Here is a 15,974-nt window from a genome sequence, read left to right as displayed (position 1 = left end):
CGGCATCGCTGCGAAGGCGACGTCGCGCGTTGGGCGCCGTCGGCGTCGCTGCCTTGCGGGGCGCAATGCGATCGGCGCGGTCGGTTGCCTTCGTCATGACGCCTCCCAGGCACCGCTCATGCCTGCATGGTTTGGCGAACCTGCGTCCTGCGACAGGATTCTTGTAATGGGAGCTGCAGGACGCAGGACCGCCAAGGCATCGGCGATGCGCAGGCACGCATCGCCTTCATCCAGTCCGCCGGCCGCAACGGCCGGTGCGACAAGGGGCTGCTCCCGGCTGAGCAGGTGCAGCAGGTTGTTGCAGATGGACTCCGGGTCGGTACCGAGCAGATGGACGCGACCATTGCCCTGGACGTCGCGACAGGCCTGCAACGCCAGCAGCGGAACGGCCATGGCCATGGCCTCGACCTCGATATCGCGGTGCACGAATGCCAGGTGTGCACGCTCGAGCAGGTAGACCGATGCCAGGTAATCGGGCTGCTCGATCCAGTGCATGTTCGGCAGCGCCAGGTCCGACGCCACCTCCATGCACGAGAGGTCGGCGCAAACGACGTCGACGTCCGGACGCTCCTGCGCAACGTCCTGGAGGGCTGCAGCGACCATCCCGGCCTGGTCGGCAGAAACACTGCCGCCCAGCATCAGCAGCAACGGGTGGCCACGGCGCAGGAAGGCATAGCGTTGCCGCAGGTCAGTGCGACGATCGCCATCCCAGCGAAGGTGGGACAGGGCGGCGCGCAAGGTATCGATCGCCGTGTTGCCCGCGACCAGCACGCGCTCGGCCGGCACGCCCTCGGCGACGAGCTGTCGGCCGGTGGTCGTGCTCGGCGCAACATGCAGAGCCGCCAGCGAACGCGCGATCCGTCGGCCCGGATCGTCATTGGCGACGATGCCCGTGCCGGCCAGCCCGCTATCCACGCACACCACCGGCACGTGGCGGTAGTGCGCCGCGAGCGTCGCCGCCAGGGTTGCCGGGGTGTCGCCGGGCACCAGCACCAGGTCGGGTTGCAGGTCGCTCATCACCCGTTGCAGGCTACCCAGCGCGTTCGACGTGGTTTCGGCGGGATCTTCGCCGTGCGGCACATCCAGTTCCACATCGGCCACCAGATCGAACAGGCTCATGACCTGGGTCGGATTGCGCTCGGGTACGGACGTCACGCACACGGTCGAGTCGAATCGATCGTCGCGCGCCAGTGTTTGCGCGATCGGCGCGATATGCACGGCGTCGGGGGAGTCGGCAAGAACGCAGAGCGTCTTCACCGGCGCCATGCCAGGGGCGGCCTGGACTGGACTCTCGCGCTCCGGTGCGACCCTGCCGCGATCTGCATGCGCCTGGTCGGGATCGCGCGGATGATCGTCCAGCAGGCCGTCTTCGAACCGCGCCAGTTCAGTGATGAACGTCGGCTCGTGATCGCTGCCGCTGAACGCCATGACCAGGCCAACGCCATTGCCCGGCAGCGACGAGGGCCACATCAGGCGAATCCGCTTCAGCGCCACCGGCGTGCCCCACACGTGTGCGGCGAGCACAGCGAAGAAGGCCGCCAGGCTGAGTGCTTCCGGAGCGTTGCGCAGGGCATAGCCGACGAATACCAGCAAGCCGCTGAGGGCGAGCATCGCCAGCAATGCTTCGCGCGGCCGCAAGCCGGCATCGAGCAGCAGATGATGCAGATGCTGGCGATCGGCGCGGAAAGGGGAGCGCCCCATGCGCATGCGCCGGTACATGACTGCGGCGGTATCGAGAACCGGCAGGGCCACGCACCACAGCACGTCCACCGCTGCCAGGCGTTCGATCCGCTCGTGGCTCATGTAGATCAGGCTCCAGGCCAGCAGGAATCCGATCAGGGTGCTGCCGGCGTCGCCCATGAAGATCTTGCGACCGTCCGGCCAGCCAAGATTGACGAACAGATAGGGGATCAGTGCGAAGAACAGCACCTGCAGCAGGAACACCACGCCAGGCATCGACCACGGGCTGTCGTCGAAGAGCATGATCGCGCCGATGCTCACCATGGCGACGGTCGCGGCGAGGCCGTCGATGCCGTCGAGCATGTTGAATGCGTTGATCAGGCCGATGACGGCAATGATCGTGAACGGGATGCCGAGCATGCCCAGGCCGAGGCGGTCATCGCCGATCAGATGCCCGAGGTCGTGGACGTAGTAGCCCGACATGGCGATGACGAGCCCGGCAGCGCCGGCTTCCACGATCAGGCGCGCACGAACGCTCAGATCGCTGGCGTCATCGAGCGCGCCGGCGACGACGATCAGCGCCGACGCCGCCATCAGGCTGGTCACGAAGCCGTCGAAATAGCCCAGGTAACTCAGGCCGACCACGGTGCCGATGAAGAAGCACAGGCCGCCAATCAGCGGAATATGGCCGCGGTGGTGCTTTCTGCCGTTGGGCTTGTCGACAAGCCCCATCCGGCGCGCCCAGGGGCGCATGGAGAAGATCGCGAAGAGGGTGACGGCCAGGGCGATGGCACTGGCTGCTACTAACTTTGGATCCTTCATGCACGCACCTCGAAAAGAGCCTCGGGTGTTGATTCCGTGTGCATGTGCACCCACAACAACCACATTGCCGGCGCGGGAAGTTACTTCGTGCGTGTTGGCATCAATGCCGTTTCGCCGCGCCAGGTACCGGCACGAATCTAGGTGCGCGTTGTTGACGGGCAGATGAAAGCAGCGGAATTGCGCTCATGAATTTTTGCGAAGGTTCAGTTCGATGAATGGTTCACTCCATCTCGACAACGATGAAGGACGTTCTTTCGACTCGATCACAGACGCGACCGCCATTCGCCGATAGCTGCATCGATCTGGCCGTAGGCGATGTCAAAATTTTCCTGCGTGCGACCGTACGGATCGCGGATGTCGCGATCTCCCGACCAGCGCGACAGCAGGTACACGCGGCCACGAAGCGCCGGCGACAGGGCGAGCAGGGCGGTGACCTGGCGTTTCTCCATGGCAAGCACCAGCTCTGCGTTGTCCAGGTCGGCACTGCTCAACTGGCGTGCAACGTGATCGCCTGCGCTCAGGCCGTGGGCGCGCAGGGTGCGTTCCGCCGCAGGGTCGACACGATACCCCTGCATTGCCGCCAGACCTGCCGAATCGATATGTGCATCGGTCAGATGCGGTCGCAGCATGGCCACTGCCATGGGACTTCGGCAGATGTTGCCCTTGCAGACGATGAGGATCCGGCGCGGCATCGCGGCTTGCCTGCAAGCGCTCAAGCCGACGGCACTGTCTGGCGCACCCGCGTGAATCCGTCCCAGGGGTCGGCCTTGAGCGCATCCGCGCGCCGCGTCGCCTTGCGCAGGTCGAAGGATGCGGGCTGGCGGACGCGTGACAGCTCGTCCCAGGTCAGCGGCATGCACACCGGCGCTCCCGGTCGTGCACGCAGCGACCAGCTGGCCACGCTGGTGGCTCCGCGTGCATTGCGCAGCCAGTCGATGAAGATGCGGCCTTCCCGGGCGGCCTTGGATGCCGTGGCGACGTAGCGTTTGGGCGCGTCGGCGACCAGTGCATCAGCGAATCCTTCGCAGAACGCCTTGGCGTGCGCCCAGTCGACCTTGGGCCGCACCGGCACCACGACGTGCAGTCCCTTGCCGCCGGACAGGCGCACCCAGCTTCGCAGGCCGAGATCGGCGAGGCGGTCGCGGATGTCGCGTGCGGCGGACTTGAGTTCCGTCCAGGCGATTCCCTCGTCGGGGTCGAGGTCGAAGACGAGTCGATCGGGATGCTCGATGTCGTCGGTGCGTGCGCCCCACGGGTGAAACTCAAGCGTGTTCATCTGCACCAGATCGAGCAGGCCGTCTACATCGTCAATGAAGAGGTACTCCCCGGTGCCAGAGGATTCGATCAGAGTGATCGCGTGGACGCCTGCCCCAAGCGAATCGGCGTGGTGCTTCTGGAAGAAGCAGCTGGCGTCGGCTCCGTCGGGGCATCGCAACAGCGACAGCGGCCGTCCCACCAGTCCGGGCAGCAGCCAGCGCGCCACTACGGCGTAGTACGCGGCGACATCGCCCTTGGTGAGGCCTGCATCCTCGAAGACGATGCGCTCGGGGCTGGTCAACCTGCGCGGAGTCATTGCATGCGACCTTCCACCCGCAGCGGACACGCTGCCGGGACCGACAGCGCCATCGACTGTCCATGGGCCGATGTTGGCAAGCGGTGAAAGCCGCTGATGGCGATTCAGCTTCGGCGTCGTGACAACGCGCGCACGCGCAGCACCTGCCACACCGCGGCGACCAGGAACACGACGAACGCGGCACCGATCGGCTGCCGCAAGCGCGGGTCCTCGATGCCGCTCGCCCACGGGCGGCCCAGCGGCAGGCGGATCAGGGTTTCGGTGAAACCGGGAATGAAATGGAAGAACAGGGCAAGCAGGTACGACACCACCGCGACATGACGCCAGAACCCGCCGCGAGTGCCGCGACGATCGCCGAACCAGCCGATGGCCAGCACCGCCAGGGTCAGCAGGCTCAGCACGTGCGGAACACCGAAACCGCCGTGGCGGAAGATGAACAATCCCGTCACTGCAGTGGCGACGGTGAACCAGAAGAACATCCGGCCCGGAAGCGAAGCCATGTCGATCTGCCGATGCCCGATGAGGGCGGCGAATCCGGCGACCACGGCGATCAGACCAAGGACGGTATGAAACCAACCAAGAGGAGTGATGTTGAGCATGCAGACACCCTTGTCCGAAGTTTGCGAATGGGAAGGCTTGGAACCACGTGCGTGGATTGCCCGCTGTTGGCAGCGGTCCTTCTGCTTGAACGCAAAAACAGGTGTTGCCGGGGGCGTGTCTGCCGTCCGCGTGGGGCGGCCCAGAGCATCCCGGTTGCTCCAGCATACCGGGCAATGCGCTGACGGGACGAGCGACGACGGCCTGCTTGCCGTCATCGCTCGCGGCCATCTCAGGCGGCTGTGTCGACCAGTACCAGTTCGACGTCTTCCAGCGCGGTCACCGTGATGGTGCGCTCGTTGCGGATGGCGGCGCCGTCGCGGGCCTCGAGCCGCACGCCGTTGACGTCGGCGACGCCGGTGGCGGGCACCAGGTAGCCGTAACGATCTTCGCCGAGCTCGTACTGCGCCGTTTCGCCGGCGGCCAGGGTCAGGCCGAGGACACGAGCGTTGGCCCGGATCGGCAGCGCGTCCTCGTCACCGCTTGCACCGCTGGCCAGGACCACGAAGCGCCCGGCGCGGTCACCCTTCGGGAAGGGCTTGGCGCCCCAGGTGGGCGCGCCGCCGCGCTGGTCGGGGATGATCCAGATCTGGAAGATCCGGGTGGTACCCGGCTCGAGGTTGTACTCGGCGTGCTGGATGCCGGTGCCTGCGCTCATCACCTGGACGTCGCCGGCCTCGGTGCGGCCACGGTTGCCCAGGTTGTCCTGGTGCGTGATCGCGCCCTCTCGGACGTAGGTGATGATCTCCATGTCCGAATGCGGATGAGGCGGGAAACCGGTATTGGCCGCGATGGTGTCGTCGTTCCAGACCCGCAGCGCGCCCCAGCCCATGCGCTGGGCGTCGTGGTAGTTGGCAAAGGAGAAGTGGTGCTTGGCGTCGAGCCAACCGTGGTTGGCTCCACCCAGGCCGTTGAAGGGGCGATGCTCGATCATGGTGCGGCTCCAGTGGCGATTTGCCGGTGGGGATTGGATGACCGACAAGATAGGCCTCCCGGAACAGGGTTAGAATGGAACGGATCGAAAAGGATCGTTTCCATAATCGACATGCAGAAGCTGCCAGACCTGGAAGCCTGGGCGATCTTCGCCAAGGTCGCGGAGACTGGATCGTTCGCCCGCACGGCGGCCGACCTGGGGTTGTCGCAGGCCACCGTATCGAAGGCCATCACCCGCCTGGAGACACGGCTGAAGACCGTGCTGTTCCACCGGACCTCGCGGCGGATGTCGCTGACGGAAAGCGGCCGTGGCGCGCTCGAGCGGGCCAGCCGCATCCTCGCCGAAGGCGAGGCGGTGGAGGCGGAAGTGACGGCCCAGGCCAGCAGCCCGCGTGGGCTGGTGCGAATGGCCGTGCCGATGTCGTTCGGCGTGGCGCACCTGTCGCCGGTGCTGCCGGAGTTCATGCGGCGTTATCCCGAGATCGCCCTGGAGGTCGACTTCGATGATGGCTTTGCCGATCTGGTCGGTGGTGGCTTCGACCTGGCGCTGCGAATTTCCGCGCTGGCCGATTCCAGCCTGCTGGCGCGCCGGCTCTGCGGCGTGCGCGTGCTGCTCGTGGCCACCCCCGAGTACCTCGACACGCACGGCCGGCCACACCATCCGCGTGAGCTGGGCGAGCACAGCGCGCTGTTCTACACGCTGTCGCGCTTCGGCAATGCCTGGCGCTTCCAGCATCGCCGCCACGGCGACTTCTCGATCAGCGTGCAGGCACCGCTGCGTGTGAACAATGCAGAGGCGATCAACCCGGCGCTGCTGGCAGGGCAGGGGCTGGCGCTGCAGCCGGAATTCCTCGTCTGGCGCGAGATCAAGGCCGGAAAACTCGAAGTGGTGATGCCGGACTGGTCGCCGCCGCCGATCGCCCTGCACGTCGTGACGCCGCCCGGCCGCGTTCGCCCGGCGCGGGTGCAGGTGCTGATCGACCACCTCGTGCGCAAGTTCGAGAAGGCGCCGTGGGCGGATCGCGGCGAATGAGGGTGCGTCGCAGGTTTCGTTAAGCCTGCGTGATCGCCGGTCGGGGATGGCAACGCACGCCCGGTATTGCCGGACTTCGGCGTTGGAGCTGACAGGAAGCAGTGTCGTCCGCACCACGGGCTGGCGACCTTGCCGTGTAGCTGCTGTCGAAGGAGCACCGCATGCACGTTGCCAAGGGCTGGTGGTGGCTGGGCCGTGCAGGCCTGTGCCTGCCGTTCGCCTGGAGCGGCGTGACGAAACTGCTGGACTTCCCGGGCGCGGTGGCCGAACAGGCGCACTACGGTCTGCTGCCGCCGATGCTGTATGCCGCGGGCGTGATCATCGTGCAGCTCGGCGGTTGCCTGCTGGTGCTGTTCTGCCGCGGCCGCTGGCGCGCAGGCGGTGCGATCACGCTGGCGTTGTTCACCATCATCGCCACGATCATCGGCCACTCCTACTGGGCGATGTCGGGCATGCAGCGCGTGCACACGTTCAATGCCTTCCTCGAGCACGCCGGACTGGTCGGCGGCTTCGTCCTGGTTGCCGCGCAGGCCCTGCACAAGGGCGGCGTTGGCGGGGACGAGGAAGAAGAGGAAGAAGAAGAGGAGGAGTGAGGCAGGCACGGCCGCAGCCGCGCCTGCCTGTACCCGTCAGGACTTCACGAACGCAAGCAGATCCGCGTTCAGTTGCTCCTTGTGCGTGTCGGTGATGCCATGCGGCGCACCTGGATAGACGACCAGTTTGGCGTCCTTGACCAGCTTGGCCGATGCGCGCGCCGCGGCGTCGATCGGAACGATCTGGTCGTCGTCTCCGTGGATGATGATCGTGGGCACGTCGAACTTCTTCAGGTCTTCGGTGAAGTCGGTCTCCGAGAAGGCCTTGATCGAGTCGTGCGTATTCTTGTGGCCGCCCATCATTCCCTGCATCCACCAGGCGTTGATGACACCCTGTGACGGCGTCGCGCCCGGACGGTTGTAGCCGAAGAACGGACCGCTGGGGATGTCGATGAACAACTGCGAGCGGTTGGCGATCAGGCCGGCACGGATGCCGTCGAACACGCTGACCGGCAGGCCGCCGGGATTGGCGTCTGTCTTGACCATCAGCGGCGGCACGGCCGAGATCAGGCCAGCCTTCTTAACGCGCTTGGTGCCGTGACGGCCGATGTACCGCGCCACTTCGCCGCCGCCGGTGGAGAAGCCGAAGATCGTGATGCCCTTGACGTCTAGATGGTCGAGCAGCTGCGCCAGGTCATCGGCGTAGTGGTCCATGTCGTTGCCATCCCACGGCTGGCTGGAGCGTCCATGGCCGCGACGATCGTGGGCGATGCAGCGAAAGCCGTTGTTGGCCAGGTGGTACATCTGCGATTCCCAGCTGTCGGCGTTGAGCGGCCAGCCGTGACAGAAGACGACGACCGGGCCGCTGCCCCAATCCTTGTAATAGAGCTCGACGTTCTCTTTCGTGGTGAAGATGGCCATGGTCCTGCTCGCTCCGGGTGGGGGATGGGTAGGGGCGGCACGCGCAACACGCCTGCACCTTAGGGGCGGGCACGCCGACGAAATGTGTAGACCCGCTGGCACGGTCCCTGCGATGCGCGACGCGGGCCGCTAGTCGCGGGAGGACGTCAGGCGACGGTACTGCGACATGTGGCGGATGGCCTGCCTTGGCTGCTCGAGTGCTTCGTGGAGCAGGGCCAGGTTGTAGTGGCAGTCGGCCAGGGCCGGATCTTCCTGCAGCGCGGCTTCGTAGGCCTGGATCGCTTCGTGCTTGCGGTCCATGTCATCGAGCAGCACGCCCAGGTTGTAGAACAGCAGCGGATCGCTGCCACCGGTGGCGACCGCGTCACGGTAGACCTGTTCGGCTTCGTCGAACCGACCCAGCTCATGCAGCAGCCGTCCCAGGTTGATCCGCGCATCCTGCCGGGCGGGGTCGGCGGCGATGGCGCGCTGATAGGCGCGGACCGAAGCCTCGACACCGCTCGCCTCGGAGGTTTGGCTGTCTTCCCCGACGTCGGCTTCCAGTGGCGGCACCGTGGCCACCGGCTCGATCACCCGCAATGCACCCTTTGCCGGATCGCCTTCGAAGGCGAGCAGGTACTGGCCCGACTCGGCGTGCCAGCGGCTGCCACCTTCGCGCACGACGACGTGGTCGGCGATGGCACCGATGCTCAGCCCCGACAGCGGCATCTGCTCGGGCAGGCGGCTGCGCAGTTCCTTGAGCGAGCGCAGGATCCGTCGCTGCGGCACGTTGGCCGCCGCCAGTGCCTGCGCGGTGCGCAGCACGATCAGGTCCTGGAACGAGAACAGCCAGGCATTGCGCGGGCCCCGGGTGGGCGTGACAAACCCGGCCGTGACCAGCGATCGGATGGCACTGCGGGGCAGGCGGAGCAGCTTTTCGACGTCGCGCATGCCGTAGTGGTGCATGTGCGGTTACTTCGCCCTCTTGGCTGCCTTGCGCTTGGCAGGCACCGCTTCGGCTTCGGCTTCGGCAGCCTGCTTGGGCGGCTTGCGCGCACGGCTGGCAGCCGGTGCCGCCGCCTTGCCCTTGGCAGGTGCCGCCCCCTTCTTCTCCAGGCTCGCGCGCAGGGCTTCCATGAGGTCGATGATCTGCGCGCCGCCGCCGGGTTCCTCGGCCACGGTGATCTGCTCGCCCTCGACCTTGCGCTGGATCGCCGCTTCGACGCGCTCGCTGACTTCATCCTTGTAGGCACCGGGATCGAAGCGGCTTGAGGCCTGCTGGTCGATCAGCTGCTGCGCGAGCTTGAGCTCGGCGTCGCGGACGTCGGTCTTGGGGATGTCGAGGTCGCTGATCGAGCGGACCTCGTTGGCGTACAGCAACTGCTGCATGACCAGGCCATCGTCCACCGGCCGGATCATCACGATGTGCTGCTTGCCGTGCGACGCCCAGGTGCCGACCGCGCAGCGCTTGGACTCGCGCAGGGCCTTGGCGAACAGGGCATAGGGCTTGGCGCCGCCCTTGTCGGGGGCCAGGTAGTAGGCCTTGTCGAAGTAGACCGGGTCGATCGAGGAAATCGGCACGAACTCGGCGATGTCGGCGCTGTGCGTGCCGGCCTCCTCGAGCTGCTTGAGTTCCTCCGGCGTGAACATGACGTACTGGTCCTTGGCGAACTCGTAGCCCTTCACGATGTCGTTACGCGCGACCGGAATCTCCTCGCGTGCGCAGATGTACTGCTGCTTCAGGCGCGATCCGCAGCCCTTGTGCAGCAGGTTGAATGAAATCGAGTGACTGGACTCGGTGGCCGAGTACAGCTTCACAGGAATGGATACCAGACCGAATGAAACGGTCAGCGACGCAATCGAACGTGCAGCCATGACTGCCTCCGGGGATCGTCAGGCGGGGCCGCCCGCCAGGGCGCTCGCCAGGTCCTGCTTGCGTTCCAGGGCATCGCTCCAGCGATCGCCCGTGCGGGACAGACGCTTTACCACATCCGGGATCCGGAAGTCGAGCGGGTGCGCCTGCGCCAGTTCATCCCAGGTCAGCGGCATCGACACGGGGGCGCCGGGCTCGCCGCGTGGCGAGTAGGCGACGTTCAAGGTCTTGCCGCGCACGTTCATGTTGTGGTCCATGAAGATCTTGCCGGTGCGCTTGGGGACGCTCCACTCCATGGTGATGTCCTTGGGGTGCTGGCGCATGAGGTGGCGGCTGACCAGTTCGGACACATGCCTGGTGGCATCGAAGTCGAGCGTGCGGCGGATCGGCACGAACACGTGCAGGCCGGTCTTGCCCGAGGTCTTCACGATCGGTTGCAGCGACATGCCCTGCAGCAGCTCGCGCAACCAGAATGCGACCTGCTTGCCCTTCTCGAAGGCGACGGTGTTGAGCTCGGGCTCGGCGCCGGCCGCCTCCTTGCCGGAGTAGATGTAGGGGTCGATGTCGAACACGACATAGTCGGGATAGTTCAGCACCGACGACTCCATCGCTTCCAGCGAGCTGTCGTAGTCGGTCGACGACGAAATGGCATCCGGCCCCGGGCGCGCCCGCGAGTGCCAGACATGGAACTCCAGCGTGCCCGACTGTGCCAGCCACAGCAGCGTCGGCAGGTTGTTGCACAGCAGGTACTCGTGGTCCTCGTCCTTGTGCGCGGAATAAACATTCACCGTTTCGACAAAGTCCGGCCGCTCCTGGGTCCAGTGCTTCTGGAAAAAGCGCTGGCCACCGATGCCATCGGGCATGCGGATCATCGTCAGCGGCCGGTCGGCCAGGTGCGGAAGCATCAGCGGGGCGACGTGGACGAGGTAGCGCAGCAGGTCGCGCTTGGTCAGCGCCGGTTGCTGCAAGGCTTCGACTGCGGGCCAGTAGACGCGGTCGAGGTGGGTCAGGCGGATGCGCTCGTCACCGACTGCGAGTTCAAAGGCGTTCTTCGGGCTCTCCAGTGCGGCCAGGAGGGTGTCGCCTTCACCGGCTGTCGCCCGCGACTTGCCCGCACGCTGCTGCCTGGCCGCTTTCGTGGCCGCCGGCGGTACGACGCGCTTGACTGTTCGCGCATCGATGTCATCGCGCAGGCGGACGAACGTCGGCGCACGCAGCGAGCCGTCTTCGGTCCATTGGTGGTAGTTCAGCTCGGCCACCAGTTCCGGCTTCACCCAGGTGACGGGGCCATTGACCACGGGCGTTTCGGCAAAGGGGCAGGTGTCGATCTGCAATGGCTCCAGCCGTGCCAGCACCTGCTTGAGCGCGCGTTCGTCGAACCCGGAGCCGACGTGCGAGGCATGTCGCAGCTTGCCCTTGTCCCAGTAGCCCACCAGCAGCGCACCGAGCTTGCCGCGGGCGCCCTTGCCGCTGGTGTAGCCACCGATGACGAACTCGGCGCTGTGGGTCGGCTTGATCTTCAACCAGGACGGTGAGCGCCGCCCGGCTTCGTAGACGCTGTCCTTGTGCTTGCCGACCACGCCCTCGAAGCCGCTCGCCAGTGCTGCGGCCTGCAATGCGATGCCATCGTCGGTCGCGTGCACCAGGTGGATCAGCGGGGAGGGCAGCAGGCATTGCGCGAGATAGCGGCGTCGGTCGCGATACGGCGTCTGGCGCAGGTCGATTCCTTCGAAGTACAGCAGGTCGAAGGCGTAGAAGAGGGTGGGGCTGGCGCGGTCTGCGGCAGCGATCTCGCGTTCCCCCTTGAGCTGGAAGCGATTCTGCAGGGCGTTGAACGATGGCTTGCCGGACGCATCGAAGGCCACCAGCTCGCCGTCGAGGATCAGCCCCGACCGCGCCTGTTCGCGAAGTTCGGCGATCAGGCGCGGGAACGTGTTGGCCAGTTCCAGGCCGCGCCGCGAGCGCAGGCGCACGCCGTTGCTGTCGACAAAGGCGAGGGCGCGATAGCCGTCCAGCTTCGGTTCCCACAGCCAGTCCGGATGAAGCAGCGGTGCGTCGCCGATCTCGGCGAGCATCGGCGACAACTTGGCCGGCATTGCGCTCAGCGTCCCGTTGGGCGCCAGGCGCCCGGCCGGAATACGGTGCACCGGCGCGACCTTGAGGTCCTTCACTGCGAAACCAGAGAGGACGGAGCGGTCCTGCGCAGTGACATCAGCCGTGGAGACGAATCGATCCTTGTGCTTGATCAGCAGCCATGTCTTCTGGTCTTTCGTGCGCACCAGCGCAAACGACCCCTTCAGCTTCTCGCCGCGCAGCTGGATGCTCAGCTTGCCCGCGGCAATGCCCTCACGGACCCGCCGCTCGGCCTCGGCCCGGTCATGGAACGCGGTGCCGCCCTCGTCCGGGCTGTACACGCCACAGTCCCACACGATCACCTCACCAGAGCCGTATTGCCCCGGCGGGATCACCCCCTCGAACGAGGCGTAATCGTACGGATGGTCCTCGACGAACACCGCCAGGCGCTTCGCGGCAGGGTCGAGCGAAGGCCCTTTCGGGACGGCCCAGGACTTCAGCACGCCGTCGCATTCGAGTCGGAAATCGTAATGCAGCGCCCGCGCCAGGTGCTGCTGGACGACGAACAGCAGTGGCCCGCTGCCGCCCTCGGCGGCAACCGGCGGCGGCTCCGGGGTGGCTTCGAAGCGGCGCTTGGCGGAATATTCGCTGAGCTTTGCCATGTCGGGTCACCGGAGGGTTCGGACCATGACTGCACGACTGCTGGTGGGTGCGAGCGGCTATTCCTACAAGGAATGGAAGGGCGACTTCTATCCCGGGACCATCAAACCCGACGCCATGCTAGCCTGGTACGCGCAGCGCCTGCCGACGGTCGAGATCAACAATACCTTCTACCGGATGCCCAGGGTGTCGATGCTCGAACACTGGGTCGAGACCACCCCGGAGCAGTTCCGCTTCGCCATCAAGGCATCGCGCCACATCACCCACGAGGCGCGACTGAAGGCCGACGGGTCCAGCGAACCGCTGGCCTATCTGTACAGCCACCTGCAAGCACTGGGCGGCAAGCGCGGCCCGGTGCTGTTCCAGCTGCCCCCGTTCCTGAGAAAGGACCTGCCGCGCCTGGTCGACTTCCTGCAGCTGCTTCCCGACGACCATCGGGCCGTGTTCGAGTTCCGCAACGACAGCTGGTTCGACGACGATGTCTACGACGCTCTGCGAGGCGCCGGCGCCACCTTGTGCCTGAGCGAGCGCGAAGACGCGACACCGCCGCCGCTGCTGGAAACCTCGACCTGGGGGTACGTGCGGTTGCGGCTGGAGCACTACACCGGACACGACCTGGCGCGCTGGGTGGAACGGTTCAATGCCACCGCGTGGGACGATGTCTATGTCTATTTCATGCACGAGCCGACGGCGCCGGAGTACGCAAGGACGCTGATGGAACTCGGAGCGATCCAGGAGGGCAGGGAGCCATGACGTCCCAAGCGGTGAGTATCGATGTCGAATCGGGTGAGCGTGTTTCAGGCCTGCTGCTGGCGCCTGGCGATGCCATTGCCTGCTACGTGCTGGCGCATGGGGCCGGTGCCGGCATGACGCATCCGTTCATGGCGGCCGTCGCCGAAGGCTTGGCCGAGCGCTCGGTGGCCACGCTGCGCTACCAGTTCCCGTACATGGAGCGCGGTTCCCGCAGGACCGACACGCCCAAGCTTGCACAGGCCACCGTGCGGGCGGCGGTGGCCGAAGCGTCCGAGCGGCTGTCGGCAATGCCGCTGATCGCCGGCGGCAAATCGTTCGGCGGGCGCATGACATCGCAGGCGCAGGCAGCCTCGCCGTTGCCGGGCGTGCGCGGCCTGGCATTCATCGGGTTCCCGCTGCATCCGGCCGGCAAGCCCTCGGACGAACGCGCCGCGCATCTGGCGCAGATCGACGTGCCGATGCTGTTCCTGCAAGGCACACGCGACGAACTGGCCAGCCTCGAGCTGCTGCGGCCGGTCGTGGATCGCCTGCAGGCACTGGCCACATTGCAGCTGTTCGCCGACGCCGATCATTCCTTCCATGTGCCGGCACGGACCGGCCGCAAGGATTCGCAGGTGATGGTGGAACTGCTCGACGTGCTGGCGAAGTGGATCGGGTCGCTGGTCGAGGCCTGAAAGGCGGTGGAGCGGGTGCGAACCCGCTCCGCCGGTCCATTGCAGCGATGGTCAGTTCGTGGCGCGAGGCACCAGCAGGTCCGACAGCCCCACGCGGTGCAGCATCTCCGCGCGCAAGCGATCGGTCACCGTGAAGCCGACATCGGCACCATCCGCGGCCGGGTCGACATGCACGCGGAACGGGCGCCTGCCGGCGGGTGCCCCCACGGCTTCCACGATCGCCTCGGCCACGAGCGAGGCGTCGGCATCGGCCGGCACGATCTCGGCGAAGGCCTGCTGCACCTGTCCGCCGAAACCCGCATACGGGCCGGCATCGTATTCGGCGGCACGCGCCGCATCGGCAGGCTCGCCGCTGTGGTCAAAGTGGTTGGTGCCGCTGGTGAAGGCGCCCGGGACGATGATCGAGGTCTCGATGCCCCATCGCGACAGTTCGCGCGCGTACTGCACCGCAATGGCGTCCATCGCCGCCTTGGCGCCGAAGTAGGGGGCCAGGTACGGCGGCGTGCCACCTGCGACGCTGCTGCTCGACACCCAGACCACCAGGCCCTTTCGCTGCCCGCGCAGGTGGGGAAGCACGGCCCGATTCACCCGCTGCGTGCTGAGCACGTTGATGTCGTAAAGCTGAGCGTACTGTTCGGCCGTGAACGCTTCGGCCGGACCGAAGGCCATGTGCCCGGCGTTGTGGATCAGCACATCGATGCGGCCGGCTTCGGCGATGACCTGTTCGATGGCCTGGTCGACCGACTCCTGCGACTGCACGTCCATCTCCACCGTGCGCAGGTCGAGAACGTGTTCCTGCGAGAAGGCCTTCATCTGTTCGACGACCGTGGCATTGCGGCCGGTGGTGTTGCGCATCGAGGCATAGACCGTGTGGCCGGCCCGGGCGAGTGCTTCGGCGGTGAGGCGGCCGAAACCGCTGGAGGCGCCGGTGATGACGATGACGTTGTTCATGAGGTTCTCCCGGGTGCGTCGGGCGCGTCGGGCGCGTCGCCGCATTGCACCGCGAATGTGTGTGGCAGGGTGGGTGGCCAGGCGATCAGATGATTCCGCCGTTGGCGCGAAGGACCTGACCGTTGATCCATGCACCGTCCGGACCGGCGAGGAAGGCGACGGCGGCCGCGATGTCGGTCGGCTCGCCAAGGCGTTCCAGCGGTGCCTGCCTGGCCAGGCGGTCGATCACTTCCTGCGGCTTGCCTTCGAGGAACAGACGCGTGGCGGTCGGGCCCGGCGCCACCGAGTTGACGGTGATGCTGCGGCCGCGCAGTTCCTTGGTGAGCACGTGGCTCATCGCTTCGACGGCGGCCTTGGTCGCGGCATAGACGCCGTAGGTCGCTGGCGTCAGGCCGACCACGCTGCTCGACAGGTTGATGATGCGGCCGCCATCGCGAAGGCGACGGGCGGCTTCGCGCAAGGTGTTGAAGGTGCCCTTGAGGTTTACCGAGATCTGGCTGTCGAACAGCGCATCGTCGCTCTCGGCCAGCGAGGCCAGGCGCATGATGCCCGCGTTGTTGACCAGCACGTCGACGCCACCGAAGGCAGCTTCCGCCGCCTCGAACATGCGCGCCACTGCGGCCGGGTCGGCGACGTCGGCCTGGGCGCTGATGGCCCTGCCACCGGCGTGCTCGATCTTGCCGACCAGGGCTTCGGCCTCGTCCGGCGATCCGGCGTAGTTGATGACGACCGTGAAGCCGTCGGCGGCCAGGCGTTCGGCAATGGCGGCGCCGATGCCGCGCGAGGCGCCGGTGACGAGGGCGGTCTTGGGGGTGGTGTTCATGGGGAGACTCCTGGGGGCTGCGCGCCGGGGATCGGCGGCGTGGGGACAGTCTGCCGAGCCCGATTCTGGAGATAATCCCCCTGGAGCTGGTATTAC

Annotated in this window: 14 protein-coding genes and 1 pseudogene; 4 read left to right on the top strand and 11 right to left on the bottom strand. The window is 66.6% G+C overall.

The window, feature by feature from the left end:
• Positions 1-93: 93 nt before the first annotated feature.
• The 5 genes and pseudogenes from MNR01_RS02570 to MNR01_RS02550 all read right to left on the bottom strand — a co-directional run bounded on the left by MNR01_RS02570 (position 94) and on the right by MNR01_RS02550 (position 5,606).
• Positions 94-2,502 carry a UDP-N-acetylglucosamine 2-epimerase gene (locus tag MNR01_RS02570; protein ID WP_241919426.1) on the bottom strand — a complete coding sequence of 803 codons (2,409 nt, stop codon included), beginning with the start codon at positions 2,500-2,502 and terminating at the stop codon, positions 94-96.
• Positions 2,503-2,765: 263 nt separating this feature from the next.
• Positions 2,766-3,194 (bottom strand): low molecular weight protein-tyrosine-phosphatase, encoded by a 429-nt coding sequence (locus MNR01_RS02565; RefSeq protein WP_241919425.1) that lies wholly within the window; start codon positions 3,192-3,194, stop codon positions 2,766-2,768.
• Between the two features lie 20 nt (positions 3,195-3,214).
• Positions 3,215-4,060 (bottom strand): annotated as a pseudogene (gene ligD, locus MNR01_RS02560) (non-homologous end-joining DNA ligase); the annotation flags it as partial.
• Between the two features lie 119 nt (positions 4,061-4,179).
• Positions 4,180-4,575, bottom strand: coding sequence for a hypothetical protein (locus MNR01_RS02555; protein ID WP_241919424.1), 396 nt, complete (start codon positions 4,573-4,575; stop codon positions 4,180-4,182).
• Positions 4,576-4,904: 329 nt separating this feature from the next.
• On the bottom strand, positions 4,905-5,606 hold the full coding sequence (locus MNR01_RS02550) for a pirin family protein (RefSeq protein ID WP_241919423.1): 702 nt from the start codon (positions 5,604-5,606) through the stop codon (positions 4,905-4,907).
• Between the two features lie 111 nt (positions 5,607-5,717).
• On the opposite strand from MNR01_RS02550, the gene MNR01_RS02545 reads away from it, so the two are divergent.
• Positions 5,718-6,638 (top strand): LysR family transcriptional regulator, encoded by a 921-nt coding sequence (locus MNR01_RS02545; RefSeq protein WP_241919422.1) that lies wholly within the window; start codon positions 5,718-5,720, stop codon positions 6,636-6,638.
• A gap of 161 nt (positions 6,639-6,799) precedes the next feature.
• Entirely contained in the window at positions 6,800-7,231 is a 432-nt protein-coding gene (locus MNR01_RS02540) for a DoxX family protein (RefSeq protein WP_241919421.1), read from the top strand.
• Between the two features lie 36 nt (positions 7,232-7,267).
• Here MNR01_RS02540 and MNR01_RS02535 read toward each other — a convergent pair whose 3' ends face one another.
• From MNR01_RS02535 to ligD (MNR01_RS02520), 4 genes are all read right to left on the bottom strand, one after another.
• The gene (locus MNR01_RS02535; protein WP_241919420.1) at positions 7,268-8,092 is read right to left on the bottom strand and encodes an alpha/beta hydrolase; all 825 of its coding nucleotides are present in this window, start codon (positions 8,090-8,092) and stop codon (positions 7,268-7,270) included.
• A 129-nt stretch (positions 8,093-8,221) separates the two neighbouring features.
• Positions 8,222-9,037, bottom strand: a complete 816-nt coding sequence (locus MNR01_RS02530) for a tetratricopeptide repeat protein (protein ID WP_241919419.1) — start codon at positions 9,035-9,037, stop codon at positions 8,222-8,224.
• A gap of 6 nt (positions 9,038-9,043) precedes the next feature.
• Positions 9,044-9,946 (bottom strand): Ku protein, encoded by a 903-nt coding sequence (locus MNR01_RS02525; RefSeq protein WP_241919418.1) that lies wholly within the window; start codon positions 9,944-9,946, stop codon positions 9,044-9,046.
• An 18-nt stretch (positions 9,947-9,964) separates the two neighbouring features.
• Positions 9,965-12,679, bottom strand: a complete 2,715-nt coding sequence (gene ligD / locus MNR01_RS02520; protein ID WP_241919417.1) for a DNA ligase D — start codon at positions 12,677-12,679, stop codon at positions 9,965-9,967.
• Between the two features lie 25 nt (positions 12,680-12,704).
• Between ligD (MNR01_RS02520) and MNR01_RS02515 the strand changes: the two genes are divergently transcribed.
• Positions 12,705-13,430 carry a DUF72 domain-containing protein gene (locus MNR01_RS02515; protein WP_241919416.1) on the top strand — a complete coding sequence of 242 codons (726 nt, stop codon included), beginning with the start codon at positions 12,705-12,707 and terminating at the stop codon, positions 13,428-13,430.
• A complete protein-coding gene (locus MNR01_RS02510) occupies positions 13,427-14,104 on the top strand; it encodes an alpha/beta family hydrolase (RefSeq protein WP_241919415.1) in 678 nt (225 codons plus the stop codon). Before MNR01_RS02515 ends, MNR01_RS02510 begins: the two co-directional genes overlap by 4 nt.
• Positions 14,105-14,155: 51 nt before the next feature.
• Here MNR01_RS02510 and MNR01_RS02505 read toward each other — a convergent pair whose 3' ends face one another.
• Positions 14,156-15,055, bottom strand: a complete 900-nt coding sequence (locus tag MNR01_RS02505; protein ID WP_241919414.1) for an SDR family oxidoreductase — start codon at positions 15,053-15,055, stop codon at positions 14,156-14,158.
• A gap of 85 nt (positions 15,056-15,140) precedes the next feature.
• Positions 15,141-15,878 carry an SDR family oxidoreductase gene (locus MNR01_RS02500; protein ID WP_241919413.1) on the bottom strand — a complete coding sequence of 246 codons (738 nt, stop codon included), beginning with the start codon at positions 15,876-15,878 and terminating at the stop codon, positions 15,141-15,143.
• Between the last annotated feature and the right edge of the window lie 96 nt (positions 15,879-15,974).

It is taken from the genome of Lysobacter sp. S4-A87, from assembly GCF_022637455.1.
Lineage (GTDB): Bacteria > Pseudomonadota > Gammaproteobacteria > Xanthomonadales > Xanthomonadaceae > Lysobacter_J.
Note: the sequence above shows the minus strand (reverse complement) of the source record. Positions and strands in the feature narration are given on the sequence as shown.

Coding starts and splice junctions, on each gene's coding strand:
- MNR01_RS02510 (WP_241919415.1), top strand. CDS start 13,427: ATGACGTCCCAAGCGGTGAGTATCGATGTCGAATCGGGTGAGCGTGTT.
- MNR01_RS02565 (WP_241919425.1), bottom strand. CDS start 3,194: ATGCCGCGCCGGATCCTCATCGTCTGCAAGGGCAACATCTGCCGAAGT.
- MNR01_RS02525 (WP_241919418.1), bottom strand. CDS start 9,946: ATGGCTGCACGTTCGATTGCGTCGCTGACCGTTTCATTCGGTCTGGTA.
- MNR01_RS02550 (WP_241919423.1), bottom strand. CDS start 5,606: ATGATCGAGCATCGCCCCTTCAACGGCCTGGGTGGAGCCAACCACGGT.
- MNR01_RS02545 (WP_241919422.1), top strand. CDS start 5,718: ATGCAGAAGCTGCCAGACCTGGAAGCCTGGGCGATCTTCGCCAAGGTC.
- MNR01_RS02570 (WP_241919426.1), bottom strand. CDS start 2,502: ATGAAGGATCCAAAGTTAGTAGCAGCCAGTGCCATCGCCCTGGCCGTC.
- MNR01_RS02555 (WP_241919424.1), bottom strand. CDS start 4,575: ATGGCTTCGCTTCCGGGCCGGATGTTCTTCTGGTTCACCGTCGCCACT.
- MNR01_RS02505 (WP_241919414.1), bottom strand. CDS start 15,055: ATGAACAACGTCATCGTCATCACCGGCGCCTCCAGCGGTTTCGGCCGC.
- MNR01_RS02515 (WP_241919416.1), top strand. CDS start 12,705: ATGACTGCACGACTGCTGGTGGGTGCGAGCGGCTATTCCTACAAGGAA.
- MNR01_RS02530 (WP_241919419.1), bottom strand. CDS start 9,037: ATGCACCACTACGGCATGCGCGACGTCGAAAAGCTGCTCCGCCTGCCC.
- MNR01_RS02500 (WP_241919413.1), bottom strand. CDS start 15,878: ATGAACACCACCCCCAAGACCGCCCTCGTCACCGGCGCCTCGCGCGGC.
- ligD (WP_241919417.1), bottom strand. CDS start 12,679: ATGGCAAAGCTCAGCGAATATTCCGCCAAGCGCCGCTTCGAAGCCACC.
- MNR01_RS02535 (WP_241919420.1), bottom strand. CDS start 8,092: ATGGCCATCTTCACCACGAAAGAGAACGTCGAGCTCTATTACAAGGAT.
- MNR01_RS02540 (WP_241919421.1), top strand. CDS start 6,800: ATGCACGTTGCCAAGGGCTGGTGGTGGCTGGGCCGTGCAGGCCTGTGC.